We start from the raw sequence: 14,794 nt of genomic DNA on the forward strand, positions 1-14,794 counted from the left end.
GTGCTATAAAAATCATTACTTATTCTTTCTCAGAATTGATGAGGGCCGCTATCCTGCCAGTTTTCTAACCGGAATAACCGAGTTATGGACTGGCACGGATGGTTTTCCCTTGGGTTGGCGGGTGCCGCCCTGTTACTGATGAGCTCTGGCCGCTTTGCGCCGCATCTGGTGATGATGGCGGCATTGGTGGTGCTGAGTGCCAGCGGTATCATCGGCCCGGAACAGGCCCTTGCCGGCTTCAGTAATCCGGGGCTGATCACAGTGGTTGCCCTGTTTGTGGTGGCCTCCGGTGTTCACCATTCCGGGGGTGTTGACCTCCTGGTGCACTACATTCTCGGCAGCCCGAAAACCGTTCGCGGGGCCCAGGCCCGCATTGCCTTACCAGTCACGTTGCTCAGTGGCTTCCTGAATAATACGCCGGTGGTTGCCACCATGATTCCGGCCGTTCATGCCTGGTCCCGCAAGATTGGAATTGCCCCTTCCAAGCTGATGATTCCCCTCAGCTATGCCGCCATTTTCGGCGGAACGCTCACCCTGATCGGTACCAGTACCAACCTGGTGGTCAATGGTCAGTACCAGCAGCTGACCGGTGAAGAAGGCTTTTCAATTTTCGCCATTACCCAGGTTGGGCTGCCGGTTGCGATCATCGGGGTTGCTGTGATGTTGCTGGTACTGCCGCGGATGTTGCCAGACCGTAAAGACCAGCAGAAGTTCGGCTCGGTCAAAGAGTTTACGCTGGAAGTGGCGGTCGCGTTCGAGGGGCCGCTGGTCGGCAAAAGCGTAGGTGAGGCCGGGCTGCGGGAGCTGGATCGACTCTACCTGGTTGAAATTGAGCGGGATGGCAGCGTGGTGACGGCGGTGCCATCGGAAGAGCGTCTTCGGGGCGGTGACCGCCTGGTGTTTGCCGGCGATACCCAGGCAATTTCTGATCTGTTGCGGATCAACGGCATCGTGCCTTCGGTGCATGATGATGAGCCGTCTCTCAGCAAGGACCGCGCCGAACGACGTTTGGTGGAGGCGGTGTTGTCGCCCCAGTCAGATGTGCTTGGCCAGACCATCAGGGATGCCCGGTTTCGGGACCGGTACGGTGCCGTGGTACTGGCGGTTGCACGCGGAGGTGAGCGGGTGCCGGGTAACCTTGGCAACATTCGCCTGAAACCTGGTGATGTGTTGTTGCTGGAAGCGCGCCCTGCGTTCGTCAGCCGGCAGCGATACAACAAGGATTTCCTGCTGATCAACGACCTTGAGACAGAAGCGCCGCGCCACGACCGGGCCTGGTTGTCCTGGGGCATTTTGTTGGTGCTGGTCGGGCTTGCCGCCTGCGGCATCATGACGATGCTCAACGCTGCCCTGGTAGGAGCATTCGTGATGATCCTTTCCGGCTGTTGTACGGTTGGCCAGGCTCAGAAAGCGGTAGACGTTCCGGTGATTCTCACGATCGCCGCTTCCTTTGCCATGGGCGGAGCACTGGAACAGACCGGAGCGGCGAGTTATCTGGCCGGTGCGGTGTTCAGCCTGAGCGATGGCCATACCCTGCTGGCGTTATTGCTGGTTTACCTGGTGGTGTCAGTGCTGACGGAAGTCATCACCAATAACGCAGCCGCCGTCCTGATTGTGCCGGTGGTGCTGTCGCTCACCTCTGCGATGGGCGTGGATTCCGAGCCGTTTATCATTGCGGTGATGATGGCCGCTTCGGCAAGCTTTGCCACACCACTGGGTTATCAGACCAACATGATGGTGTTCGGGCCGGGAGGCTACCGTTTCAGCGATTTTATCCGGGTTGGTTTGCCGATGAATGTCTTTATCGGCCTGGTGACGGTTGGAGTTATTTCTGTGGTTTACGGTGTTTGATGGGGGTTGGCGAGGATATCGCAGCACAAAACCTGCAAACGCCCCTTATGCTGGTAGGCCAGTGACAGGGTGACGCACATATAGGCGCCGGTTACGCACAGATAGGGTGTTGTAACGTGCAGGTTCTCAGGCTGAGCCAGGGCCTGGCGCAGGTATTGCTGGCGGAACCAGTCGGCGCTGGTGGTGTTCTCCAGCGGCCGGAAACGGGGGTCCCGCTTCTCAATGGCGGAGTCGGAGACCAGGGTGTCTTCAATCTGGATGCCCTTGTCATCCGCGAGATAGCAGCGGGATACGGCGGGGTGGTTCAGCAGTTCAAAGCAGGCCTGTGACATCAGGCTGCCGTCCTGCAGTCGTTCAATGGCCCGCCGGAACGGCCCGTTGAAATAGTTGACCAGTTGCTGTGTGGGGTCCTGGGTGATCTGTTTGCGCTTCTTGTATTCCTGAAGTAATTCTTCGAGGTCTGCGGGCGTGTGGGGCAGTTCCCCGAGTTCAAGGCAAGGGCGCCGGAAATAGAATCCCTGTACAAAGTCCACGCCAGCATCGATGGCTATCATGGCCTGATCACGGGTTTCCACGCCTTCCAGTAGTACCAGGCATCCCGACTGGTGAAGCAGTGACACCATGCCATTCAGAATCTGCCGTGCCCGCTGATCGTCAGTGGCGCGGGTCAGCAGCGTACGATCCAGTTTGACGATATCGGGCGACAGGTTCCAGATTCGCTCGAAATTCGAGTGGCCAGCGCCAAAATCATCGATCGCGGTGAGGCAGCCAAGTTTCCGGTAGTAGGCGACGGTATCTTTCAGTCTCTCAGCATCGTCTGTGGGCTGCTCAACAATCTCCATCACAATTCGATGGGGTGGTAGCCCGGTTTTCTTCAGAAGCGCCCCAAAGAACGAATCCGACTGGCTGCCACTGGTCACCACCCGGGGGGATACGTTCAGGAACAGCCAGTTCAGCTGATCTTTTATGCCGCTGTAGTTACGGATATGCAGGTACCGACACAGCCGGTCCAGCAGCAGGTTTTCAGCGTCGGTGTCCGGAAGTTCAAACAGGTGGTTGGGAAGTACAGCCGCGTTGTCGTTGTCGAACGCCCGGATCAGGGCCTCATAACCAACGGTCCGTTTGTGGGAGATGCTGTAAATCGGTTGCAGGGCGGTTCTGAGCTTTAGCCCTCTGAAATCGGCTGTCCAGGTCTCTCCTTGCTGAGTGAGCATGGGCGAGAGCAGGTCCAGTTCTGGCGCTGGCAGGATATCGGTAAGGCTGTGGGACATAGGCGAGTCTGAACCGTTTAACGAACGCATCAGGAGCAGCAGTTGTGGTGCTGACCACTGAACTGTTAGCCAGAGTGCCCACATCCCTGGCACGTTTGCCTGTATTTCAAGGCGTTAACTGTTTAGCTAAAGCGCAGATTGCCAAAAAACAGGAATCATTACCACTGTTTAACCGGTAAAACTCGAAACAGTTTGTGACTTTGTGTTGGTATGGGGAATTCGGGGCGGGGCTTTGGAGAGCAGAACCCCCGGCAGGCCGGGGGTTCAGAATGGAGCATATTAATTGTTGCTGGGTACTACTACGGATTCGTCGAATTCCAGTTCCATGTCGTTTCCTCTCGGTCACTGAGGCCCCCGACGGGGCGAATTAAAGTATGTGAGAAGTTTAGCGTTGCTGTGAATTTGCGCAATCCGTAGAACCCGTATTCGACCAAAGTGGCCAGTGCCAACCCCGGTGTCCGCCAGAGACTTGATCAGATAATTTGATGCATCCCGGCAGAATATTTTGATTTTCACCCGGCAGTTCGGGGCCTAGACTGACCTAAACGTATCAGTCGCACAGGGTGGCTAAGTCCAGGGATGGAGGATTTCCCAAATCATGAAATTACGAAATACCAACACCGCCTACGGTCTGATCGCTGTCAGTTTGCACTGGCTGGTGGCGCTGGCGGTCATTGGCCTGTTCGGGCTCGGCTGGTGGATGGTGGAACTGTCCTACTATGACCCCTGGTACCGACAGGGCCCACACATTCACCGGAGCATTGGCATCCTGTTGTTCATAGTGGTGGTGGCCCGGCTGTTGTGGCGAGTTGTGACTCCGCCTCCCAGGCCGCTGCCTGAGCACCAGCGGTGGGAAGTGATTGCCGCCCATGGGGCCCATGGGTTGCTCTATCTGCTTCTGTTCGTAGCCATGATCAGTGGATACCTGATTACCACGGCCGATGGCTCGTCCATCAGCGTATTTGGCTGGTTTGAGGTGCCTTCAGTCACCGGCCGGATCAGGGGGATGGAGGACACCGCGGGTGCGGTCCATTACTGGAGCACCTGGGCACTGGTCGGGTTGGCCGGGCTGCATGCCCTGGCGGCCTTGAAACACCATTTTATTGATCGGGATGCCACGCTCAGGCGCATGCTTGGCCGCGGTTGACGCAGATCCGAAGACCGAAACGATAACCATGACTCACTCAGGGAGAAGACCATGAAAAAACTCTTGCTCGCATCCGCCGTTTCAGTGGCACTGATTGGCACTGCCAATGCCAGCGAACACAGCGGCACCTATGCCTTTGATAAAGAGGGCGCCCACCAGTTCATCACCTTCAAGATTTCCCATCTTGGCTACAGCTGGCTGTATGGCCGGTTCAACGACTTCGACGGCGAATTTGTCTACGACGCCGAGAACCCGGAGAACAGCACGGTCACCGTTACAATCGACACGGCCAGTGTGGACTCCAACCACGCCGAGCGCGACAAGCATTTGCGCAGCAAGGACTTTCTGCACGTGAGTGAGTTCCCGCAGGCCACCTTCAAAAGCAAGCGGGTGGTTGTGGATGACGACGGCGAGGCTGATATCATCGGCGACTTCACCCTGCGCGGCGTGACCCGTGAGATCACCCTGGAAGCCGAAATGCTTGGCCACGGTGAAGACCCCTGGGGCGGCTACCGTATGGGCTTTGAGGCCGAGACCGAATTTCGTCTGAAGGATTTCGGTATTCCGATGGATCTGGGTGAAGCCTCTGAAACCGTTGAAATCAAGATCTCCATCGAAGGCATTCGTCAGTAATCCTGATTGAAACCTCTGTCTCAGGTTCCGGGGTTAAACCCGGAACCTGCCTGTCTGTTGCTCCAGTTCTGAAGCATAGTCCTTAAGTGACTCGCTGATCCCATCGATGGCACGAGAGCGCTCAGCGCTGGCCGCGGCCAAGTCGTTAATTTCGGTAATGCTGCGATTGATCTCGTCCACAACCTGGGTTTGTTCTTCGGTGGCCGATGCCACGCTGGTGTTTACATCGGTGATATTGGAGATCGCCTCCAGAATGGCTTGCAGTTCCTGCTCCGCTTCGGTGGCCAGTTTTTCTGTCTCAGCTGCTTCTTTACTGCCGGTTTCCATCACATTGACCACATCCGAAACACCAGTCTGCAGTGCTGTGATCATGGTCTGAATATCCTCGGTGGACTGTTGTGTGCGTTGGGCGAGCGTTCGCACCTCATCCGCCACCACCGCAAAGCCCCGGCCTTGCTCACCGGCTCTTGCGGCTTCAATGGCAGCGTTCAGGGCCAGCAGGTTGGTTTGTTCGGCGATACCGCGAATCACATCCAGAACCGAGGTGATGTTGTCAGAATCATCAGACAGCTTGCGGATCACACCAACCGCCTTGGAGATCTGGGCCGCCAGCCGGTGCACCTGCCTGGATGAATTCCGGATGATTTCGGCACTGTTCTGCCCCTTGAGGTCTGCTTCCCGGGTGATCTCGGCCGCCCTTGAGGCATTCCCGGCAACTTCTTCGATCGCGCTTTGCATCTCATTGATGGCCGTTGCCACCATGGATATCGAATCGGTCTGTCGGGTAACGCCCTCGTTGTTGTCCCGCGCAGCAGACGCCAGTTCAGTGGCGCCCTGGCCCAGATCCCGGCTCAGGGTCTGTATTGAGCCGATCATGCCCTGAAGGTTCTCCAGTACCTGATTGAAACTCCTGGCCAGTTGCCCCAGATCGTCCTCCACGGCCACCGGTATTCGTTGGGTCAGGTCGCCTTCACCCTGGGCAATATTATCGAGCTGGCTGCGCAGGGCTTGAATGGATCGGATGATCAGTCTGAGGAAAATCAGGAACAGGGCAATACTGATAACGATGGCCGCGACCGTGATAACGGTAATGGTTACGGTGCTGGAAGTGCCTTCGGCGCGGGCTTCGGCATAGCGAATCTGGGCCTGTTCATCCGCATGGCCTTCGGCCCTGTCGTAGAATGCCCGTAGCCGCTGGAACAGCCCGATGGTTTCAGTGGCGGCAAGGTTTCTGGCTTGTGTTCCGTCCCCCCGCTCTGCCAGTGCCAGAACCTGGCGCGCAGAGCGCTCCCATTGGTCAAAGGCCTGGTCAAAGCCCCCGGTCACAGAGCTGATCCCTGTGCCCCGTAGCCGCGCTACGCTGTCGGTAAAACGCCGGCGTGCCTGCTCCACGTTCTCCTCGAAATCTGCGATGGCGTCTGTTGTGTCTTCACCATTCAGGGTCTGGTCGACCACCATCATCTGAGCAACTAAAGCCTGATACAGGTCGCGGTCACCGTTGAGGATTTCGGCAACCGACGGCAGGAAGGTAACGGCAATATCTTCAGTGCTTTCCACCAGGTTTTTGGCTGTCAGCATGCCGAATCCACCGGCGACAACCAATGCCAGAGCGGTGATGAAAAAGGGCAGGGCGATCTTGGTGCGCAACCCCAGATTGTTTAAAACGTTCATTCAGCCTCCAGATTATTGTTGTTGCTCTAGAGGCTAAGCGTAGCAGGGGGTGGGGCGTTGTCACCCTGAACATGAGGGTGGAATCTTGATTTAGCTCAGGATTTGATGACGAATCAGGGTTGTTGCACGTTGCCGGATTGTTCACTGGTTCGGCACAGATGCCGTTGGCGCCAGAACTGGGCGATAAAGATGACAACGCCAATGACCAGACCGGCCCAAAGGTAAGGCTCCGGCATCTGGAATGATCCACTGATGGCGAATTCCACCAGCAGCATCAGCGCGACGGCCAGGGTGGCGTTCACCAAGGCTGTCACCAGGGCGTGCCCGCAGGCTTTGAGATTGGGTTTCATAGGTTTCCGCTTGTCAGGGGATAAAACGGCTTTCTATTCACTGTGGCGAGAATACGGTGCACCTTACAGACTCTCCATGCGGGAATTCCGCTATTGGAAATTGGTGTATCGTTGCTTGCGTCCATATAATGTGCGCCACATTGCCCGGTGTTTGTGCCGGGTTATCGGGGCTGCATCAAAGCCGCATTTCAAAACAGGCAGTTAAGGCAAAGAGGCATCTATGCCAGAGTTTCAGACAACGGATGAAGGTTTCGAAAGGGTATCGCTACGGGATTATACCGAGAAGGCCTACCTCGACTACTCCATGTATGTGATCCTGGACCGTGCATTGCCCAACGTAGGGGATGGGCTCAAGCCGGTGCAGCGTCGGATTGTTTATGCCATGTCGGAGCTGGGGCTGAAATCCACCTCCAAGTACAAGAAATCTGCCCGTACCGTTGGTGATGTGCTGGGTAAGTTCCACCCCCATGGTGACAGCGCCTGCTATGAAGCCATGGTGCTGATGGCGCAGCCGTTCTCCTATCGCTACCCGTTGGTGGATGGTCAAGGTAACTGGGGCTCGCCGGACGACCCGAAATCGTTCGCCGCCATGCGTTACACCGAATCCCGCTTGGCTGCCTTTGCCGATGTTCTTCTGGGTGAGTTGGGGCAGGGAACCGTGGACTGGGCGCCGAACTTTGATGGCACCATGGAGGAGCCGTCCGTTCTGCCAGCCCGGTTGCCTCATGTCCTGCTGAACGGCACCACCGGCATTGCCGTGGGCATGGCCACCGATATTCCGCCGCACAACGTGCGAGAGGTCACCGCCGCCTGCATTCGCTTGCTGGATGACCCGGAAGCCACCGTTGACCAGCTCTGTGAACACATCAAGGGGCCGGATTTTCCCACCTATGCGGAAATTATTACCCCCCGCAAGGATCTGATGCAGATCTATGAAACCGGCCGCGGCTCTCTGCGTATGAGAGCGCGCTGGGTTCGTGAAAGTGGCGAGATCGTGATTACCGATCTGCCACATCAGGTATCCGGTAACCGGGTGCTGGAGCAGATTGCCCAGCAGATGCAGGGCAAGAAACTGCCCATGGTGGCGGACCTGCGTGATGAATCCGACCATGAGAACCCTACCCGCCTGGTGATTGTGCCCCGCTCTAACCGGGTCGACCTGGATGGCTTGATGGCGCACCTGTTTGCCAGTACCGATCTGGAGAAAACCTACCGGGTTAACATCAACGTTATTGGTAATGACGGCCGCCCGGGTGTGAAGGGGCTTCGCCAGATTCTGACCGAGTGGCTGGCGTTCCGTAAAACCACGGTTACTCGCCGTCTGCAACATCGCCTGGACAAGGTTCTGGCCCGGTTACACCTCCTTGAAGGCTTGTTGATTGCCTATCTCAACATCGATGAAGTGATTGAGATCATTCGTACCGAAGACAAGCCCAAGGCCGTACTGATGTCCCGGTTTGGCCTGTCGGCCGACCAGGCGGAAGCCATTCTTGAGCTGAAACTGCGCCACCTGGCAAAACTCGAGGAAATGAAAATCCGTGGTGAGCAGGACGAGCTGGCCGCGGAAAGGGATGAGCTGCAGGCCATTCTGGGCTCGGAAGACCGCCTGCGCGAGCTGATCAAGACCGAACTGCAGCAGGATGCCGAAACCTACGGTGATGACCGCCGTTCTCCGATCGTCGCCCGTGAAGAAGCCAAGGCCTTCAGTGAGATTGACCTGGTGTCCAACGACCCGGTCACTGTGGTGCTGTCGGAGAAAGGCTGGGTGCGGGCTGCCAAGGGGCACGACATTGATCCGTCCGGGCTCAGTTACAAGTCTGGCGACCGCTTTGCGCTGGCTGCCAGGGGCAGAAACAATCAGCAGGCCATCTTCCTCGACAGCACTGGGCGTGCCTATGCGCTCATGGCTCACAGTCTGCCGTCTGCCCGAGGGCAGGGCGAACCTCTTACCGGCCGGATCAACCCACCGTCCGGGGCGACCTTCTCTGGCCTGCTGATGGGAAATCCGGAGCGTAAAGCGCTGCTGGTCACCGACGGCGGCTATGGTTTCGTGACCTCGTTGAACGACATGATCAGCAAGAATCGAGCTGGCAAGGCGGTGGTGTCTGTGCCCAAAGGGGCCCGAATCATGCCCCCTGTGCTGATCCCAGAGACAGCAACAACCCTTTACCTGGCGGCTATATCCAACGAGGGGCGGATGCTGGTGTTCCCGCTCAGCGAATTGCCGGAACTGGCCAAGGGTAAGGGTAACAAGATCATCAGCATTCCCTCTGCCCGCGTTCAGAATCGTGAGGAGTATGTGGTGGCTGCCGCCGTCTTCGGTGAAGAAGACCAACTGGAGGTGAAGGCCGGCAAACGCAAACTGGGTCTGCGTTTTGCAGATCTGGAGCATTATCTTGGTGAGCGTGGCCGGCGTGGTCACAAATTGCCCAGAGGGCTCCAGCGGGTAGACGGCATTGATGTGATTCCGTCTGCGGCCCGTGCCCAGGAAGAAGCTCAGGACGTGGAGGGCGCCGACAGTGAGTGAGCTGGTTCTGGTAAATGTGTCCGGGCGAGATAAGCCCGGATTGACCTCGGAGATCACCGGGATCATGGGGCAGTACGATGTCCGGATTCTGGATATTGGCCAGGCGGTGATTCACGACCACCTGACCTGGGGCATACTGATCGAGATCCCGGATGAGTCGAAATCGTCCCCGGTGATCCGTGACGTTCTTTTTCGACTGCATGCCCTGGACCTTCAGGTGCGCTTTGCCCCCATCACGGTGGAGGAATACCAGGCATGGGCCGAAGGGCGTAACCGGGCCTGCTACATCGTTACCCTGCTATCCCGTGACATCAAGGCCGAACAGATTGCCCGGGTATCGGCCATTACGGCCCGGCATGGGCTGAACATTGACAACATTACCCGCCTTTCTGCACGCCCGTCGCTCAATCAGGGGGAGAACCGCATTGCCTGTGTCGAGTTTTCGGTGCGGGGGACGCCGTCAGACCTGGAACAACTTCGGGCGGACTTCCTGCATATTGCCGGTGAGATGAACGTGGACATCGCCTTCCAGGAAGACTCCATTTTCCGGCGAAACCGCCGGTTGGTGGTGTTTGATATGGATTCCACGCTGATTGAGGCCGAGGTGATCGATGAGCTGGCCCATGAGGCCGGCGTGGGCGAGCAGGTTGCGGAAATAACCGAGCGGGCCATGCAAGGTGAGCTGGACTTCAGCCAGAGCTTCGCCGAGCGGCTGGCGCTGCTCAAAGGCCTGGATGAGTCGGTGCTTGAAAGTATTGCCGGTCGGCTGCGTATGACAGAGGGGGCTGAGCACCTGATCCGAAGCCTGAAAGCGCTGGGCTACCGCACTGCGATTCTCTCTGGCGGCTTTACCTACTTTGCCCGCCACCTGCAGCAGAAACTGGGCATTGACTACGTGTATGCCAACGAACTGGACATTGTCGACGGCAAGGTGACCGGCCAGGTCAAAGGCCAGATTGTGGATGGCAAGCGCAAAGCCGAGCTGCTGCTCGAGATTGCCGAAAAAGAGCATATCTCAAGGGAGCAGGTCATCGCCGTGGGTGATGGTGCCAACGACTTGCCGATGCTGAGCCAGGCGGGCCTGGGCGTGGCCTTCCGTGCCAAGCCGCTGGTCAAGGAATCGGCCCGGCACTCCATTTCCACCCTGGGCCTGGACGCCATTCTGTACCTGATCGGTTTTCGCGAAAGTGATACCAATCAGACCCTCCAGAACAGCAGCCTGTGAATGCAAAAAGGGCGAGGTTCTGACACCTCGCCCCTTTTTCCTCTATCCGGAATTGGCGTCCGGTCAGTGGTCCCCGAAGTCGTAGTTCATCTCCGGTACTGGTGCCTGCAGGTAATAACCCTGGATATAGTTCACCCCGGCCTGCCACAGCGTTGCCAGTACACTGGCGTTCTCTACCAGCGGTATGATGGTGAGCTTGCCGGCATTCTGCAGGCTCTTGACCATTTCCTTGACCTGCTCCTTGGCTTCATCGCTCTTCTGGATTTCTTCCGTGAAGGAGCCGTCAATCTTCACGTAGTCGGCGTCAATGTGCTTGAGCGTGTTGAACGGATTCAGGGCGCAGCCAAACTGGGCAATGGATACCTTACTGTGAAGTTCGTGTACCGCTTTGGTGAACTCCTTGGCCTGCTTCATGTAGTTGTTGGCATCGCCTTCGCGGATCTGGAAAATCAGTGAGTCTCCCGGCAGGCGAGCCGCCTTGAGGGCAACGCTGAGCCAGGGCGTAAAGGTTTTGTCCTGCAGTGTCTCGGCGGTGATGTTCAGGAACAGCCTGGTGTCATGACCCCGTGACCGGTGGCTTGCCAGCTGTTTGATGGTTTGCAGGATCACCCAGCGGTCAATCTTGATGGCCGTATCGCTCGGCCCCATGGGGGGCAGGAAGTCGTAGGGAGAGACTTCCTCGTTGTCTTTGTCGAGCATGCGAACGAAGGCCTCGTAATGCTCTTCGCCCTCACCCCGCAGGTTGATGATAGGCTGGAACAGCAGCCGGAAGCGGTTGTCGTCCAGGGCCTTGAGGATAGCCTCAACCGAGTTGCTTTCATCCAGGCTTTCGTACTGGGCGGGATTATAGACCACGATCCCGTTACCACGTTCATGGCCCTCGAGCTTCTTCACCTCGGCGGAGGCGGTATGGGCACGCCCCATCAGTTCCTCTGCCTTGGGCGAATTCTCCGTGATCGCGGCTATGCCGATGGACACTGTCAGCGGTACTGTCTTGCCGTTGATGTCGAACAGATGATCTTCAACCGCTTTGCGGACCCGCTCAGCAATGCCTTCCATATGTTTCTCATCGCAGGGCAGGCACATCAGGCAGAAGGCATCATCGCTCAGCCTGGCCAGCGTCACTTCCTCGCCGGCCTGTTCTTTTAGCAGCGAGGCCAGATCACCAAGCAACAGATCGGCACCGGCGATACCGACCTGGCCCTTCATACTTATGAAGTTGTCCAGGGCGATGTAGGCCAGGGCGCCGGTCTGGTTGTTCTTGCCGGCATTGGCAATGGCCTGGGCCAGAGCGTCCATCAGGTATTGACGGTTATACAGGCCCGTGAGCAGATCCTGGCTGCTGATCTGTTTGAGCTTTTCTTCCAGCTCGGCATCGCTGTGTTCCGGCTGCAATACGATCTGCGTGCAGGCTTCGCCATCATAAGTGGCGGCAGAGACAGACATGGTTACGTTCAATTCCTGATCGTCGCTGCGGCGTGCGGTGCAGTTCAGGGTCATGCCGTCCTTGCCATCATCGGCAAAGGCCTTCATGAAGTCTTTGTACTTGTCCTGGCTTTCCGGGGTCAGGGTATCGAGAACCGGAATGCAGATAAGGTCATCAATGTCGTCGTAGCCCAGGAACTCCATGTAGGACTGGTTGGCATAGATGTGCATGCCATCGTTGATGTAGGCGATGGCGTCCTTGGAGCTTTCCAGAAGCAGCTGGCAGCGCTGTTCGGCCTCACGCAGGTGGGATTCCAGAACCCGACGACGGCGGCGCTCTTCCAGGGCGGCCAATTCGCGTTTCACCACCAGCACGAGCAGATCCTTGTACTCGAACGGCACAGCATCCTGTCCGCCGGCCCGGATAATGTTCACCGTTCTTTCCCGGCTGACTTCCTCGGTCAGGAGAACGAAGGGGATGTCCTTGTCCATGCGCTTGACCATGGCCAGGGCGTCATCCGGCCCGAACTCCTGCTCCAGGTCCCGGGCCAACAGTAGGTCCCAGTTACTGGTTTTCAGGGCTTCTTCCAGATCTTCTTCCGAGGTTATACGGTGTGCCCGGGTGGCCTTGCCCGAGTTGCGGAGCAGGCTGACCATGGATTCAGCATCATTTTGAGATGGATCAAGAATCAGCAGGTGTACGGTCGCGTTTTTTTTCTGCATTCGTAAGACTTCTCATGGATACGGTCACTTCCGCTGAATGATGCAGGGGTTGGCGATCAATAACAACCCTGGCAGTAGCCGTGGTTCACAGTCTTTCCGACCTTTGGCGTTACAGTGATGGCCACAGGGAGTCGAATTCGTCTTCCGTGGCGCCGGGCGTTGATGGCGGGGCGCCATTCGGACTGGCCAGGGCCGCCGGATTCTGCAGTTTCAGTTCAAACTGGCTGATGCTGCCGGTGGCAGAGACCTTCTTGAGCAACTGCCCCTGATCTTCCCGGCCATCGTGCAGCAATGAGATGCGACTGCCACTCTGGAAGGGCAGTCTCGGGGTTATGAGGGTAGCGGCCTGATTAACCACACTGATCTCCGGCAGTAGCAGCCCCCGGAGGTATTCGCTGCTGTTGCCCACCTTCTGGATCAGCCTTACCCCGCACGGTGCGGCGCTTGGGGCCAGCAGCTCAATGCCGATCTGGGTGCCCTGATTCCGGACCTGACGCAGCCAGCGCACCACGGCGATGCTCCAGGGGTGGGATTTCTGTTCACGTACCCCAAGAATCTCACCCGCCTGCAGCGAGGATGGTACATTGGTTTCCCAGGCAACACAGTAGCCACCCGGGCTGGTGTTGATCAGCAGGGCATGATGGGAGCGGGGGCGGCTCTTCTCCTGTCCCGTGGGTATGGCGGCCCCGGTACCCGACTTGAAGTTGATCGGTGCGTCGGCCGCGTGCAGCCTGTCTTCACTTGGGCCCGCGTCGTGGGCTCCGGCCCAGGCGTCCGTGTTCCGGTTGGCATTGCGGATAAACCGGTTTTCCTGCTCGGGATCAATGGTTTCGTTACCGTTCAGGAACTCGGCAAAGGTCTTTTCACCAGCTACGAAATAGTGGGTGGCCGTCAGGCCGACGCAGACCTCCAGCGTGCCCTGGCTGGAAATGCGGTTGAAATTCCGCTTGGCCAGAATACCCAGCGCCTGGCTGAGATGTGTCAGCAGGGTGTCGCTGATTTTGGGCGATACCTGTAGCCGCGTAGCATCTTGCTCGTGGCTGCGCCTGGCGTGCAGCACCTCGGCCAGCTGCGTGGAAAGATCTTTGGTGTCAAAACCGAAGCTTTCGTCCCCCGGTTTGTTTTCCAGCAAGCTCCGGTAGACTGGCGGGTTGTCCAGCTCCATGTTGATCACGAACAGGCTGTCAGTTCCAATGTCCGGGCCGCACTGGCAGAACTCGGTCCAGGACTCGAACAGCTCGTAAACCTGAGTCAACTCGGCCTGACGCAGTTGATTGGGGCGGGCGCAGCCCAGCAGGAGAATGCGTTTGTAGCTGTCGGCCACAGTACTGGCGCGGCGATGGGTCAGGGTGTCGTCATCGATTTCCAGTGCGGCCAGTTTGTTCCGATGCGCAAACCGGTACAGACGGTGGCACTCCAGCCAGCTCAGGGCCGGGCTTGGGCAGTAGAGCTGATGCGAACGGACAATCGTGGCGCCCAGCTCGGATATGGCGCGGTGAGCGGCGGCGGCAACGTGGCGGCGATTTTTTTCCAGACCGCCGTTATCCAGATATTCCAGCACACACAGTTTATAGCCGCTGGCCAGGTGCAACTGGAGGGCCTGGGCCAGGTTGGCAATCTTGCGCTGCTTCTCGGGCAGGGCGATGGCCAGGCCCAGAAAGTGGCGTGACAACTCGTTGCAGACAAAATGAATTTTCTCGCGAACCAGCTCAAGGAACTGCATTCGTTGCTGCGGCGCCAGAAACAGGTGGTTCAGTTCAATAATCGCATGGTAAAGCTGGCGGGATGCCTCACCGATGTTGGCCATCGGTAGCTGGTCAATCCACAGACGAAAGGCCTTGGGTGTCGTATCGCAAAACGACAGGCTTGCGGTTTTCTGTTCAGGAACCTTCAGTTCAGGTTTCAGAATATTGCCTTCCATGATCTCACGCCAGTGTTTGAGTCGCTTTGAGTATGTATCGACCGAAAGTG

10 protein-coding genes are annotated in these 14,794 nt (G+C 57.6%); 5 read left to right on the plus strand and 5 right to left on the minus strand.

The genetic code is table 11. The features are described from left to right. Positions 1–84: 84 nt before the first annotated feature. Positions 85–1,851 carry an SLC13 family permease gene (locus C7H10_RS11485; protein ID WP_061331598.1) on the plus strand — a complete coding sequence of 589 codons (1,767 nt, stop codon included), beginning with the start codon at positions 85–87 and terminating at the stop codon, positions 1,849–1,851. Here C7H10_RS11485 and C7H10_RS11490 read toward each other — a convergent pair. Next, a complete protein-coding gene (locus C7H10_RS11490) occupies positions 1,839–3,122 on the minus strand; it encodes an EAL domain-containing protein (protein ID WP_061331597.1) in 1,284 nt (427 codons plus the stop codon). The two genes, C7H10_RS11485 and C7H10_RS11490, sit on opposite strands and share 13 nt — an antisense overlap. 598 nt (positions 3,123–3,720) lie before the next feature. Between C7H10_RS11490 and C7H10_RS11495 the strand changes: the two genes are divergently transcribed. Both C7H10_RS11495 and C7H10_RS11500 read left to right on the plus strand, forming a co-directional pair. Continuing rightward, complete coding sequence (locus C7H10_RS11495; RefSeq protein WP_061331596.1) at positions 3,721–4,269, plus strand: cytochrome b; 549 nt, start codon at positions 3,721–3,723, stop codon at positions 4,267–4,269. Positions 4,270–4,320: 51 nt separating this feature from the next. Continuing rightward, on the plus strand, positions 4,321–4,902 hold the full coding sequence (locus tag C7H10_RS11500) for a YceI family protein (RefSeq protein WP_106694976.1): 582 nt from the start codon (positions 4,321–4,323) through the stop codon (positions 4,900–4,902). A gap of 33 nt (positions 4,903–4,935) precedes the next feature. Here C7H10_RS11500 and C7H10_RS11505 read toward each other — a convergent pair whose 3' ends face one another. After that, the gene (locus C7H10_RS11505) at positions 4,936–6,573 is read right to left on the minus strand and encodes a methyl-accepting chemotaxis protein (protein WP_106694977.1); all 1,638 of its coding nucleotides are present in this window, start codon (positions 6,571–6,573) and stop codon (positions 4,936–4,938) included. A gap of 113 nt (positions 6,574–6,686) precedes the next feature. Continuing rightward, positions 6,687–6,923 (minus strand): hypothetical protein, encoded by a 237-nt coding sequence (locus tag C7H10_RS11510; protein WP_061331593.1) that lies wholly within the window; start codon positions 6,921–6,923, stop codon positions 6,687–6,689. A 220-nt stretch (positions 6,924–7,143) separates the two neighbouring features. Between C7H10_RS11510 and parC the strand changes: the two genes are divergently transcribed. Together parC and serB are read left to right on the plus strand one after the other, a co-directional pair. Next, positions 7,144–9,450: a DNA topoisomerase IV subunit A gene (parC, locus tag C7H10_RS11515; RefSeq protein WP_106694978.1), complete on the plus strand. Its 2,307-nt coding sequence runs from the start codon at positions 7,144–7,146 to the stop codon at positions 9,448–9,450. After that, a complete protein-coding gene (gene serB, locus C7H10_RS11520; RefSeq protein ID WP_061331591.1) occupies positions 9,443–10,675 on the plus strand; it encodes a phosphoserine phosphatase SerB in 1,233 nt (410 codons plus the stop codon). The genes parC and serB overlap by 8 nt, the downstream gene beginning before the upstream one ends. A gap of 63 nt (positions 10,676–10,738) precedes the next feature. On the opposite strand, the gene C7H10_RS11525 is transcribed toward serB, so the two are convergent. Together C7H10_RS11525 and C7H10_RS11530 are read right to left on the minus strand one after the other, a co-directional pair. Next, the gene (locus tag C7H10_RS11525; protein WP_061331590.1) at positions 10,739–12,823 is read right to left on the minus strand and encodes an EAL domain-containing response regulator; all 2,085 of its coding nucleotides are present in this window, start codon (positions 12,821–12,823) and stop codon (positions 10,739–10,741) included. 109 nt (positions 12,824–12,932) lie between these two features. Then, the gene (locus tag C7H10_RS11530) at positions 12,933–14,744 is read right to left on the minus strand and encodes a GTPase (RefSeq protein WP_106694979.1); all 1,812 of its coding nucleotides are present in this window, start codon (positions 14,742–14,744) and stop codon (positions 12,933–12,935) included. Between the last annotated feature and the right edge of the window lie 50 nt (positions 14,745–14,794).

The sequence above is a fragment of the Marinobacter shengliensis genome (assembly GCF_003007715.1).
Lineage (GTDB): Bacteria > Pseudomonadota > Gammaproteobacteria > Pseudomonadales > Oleiphilaceae > Marinobacter > Marinobacter shengliensis.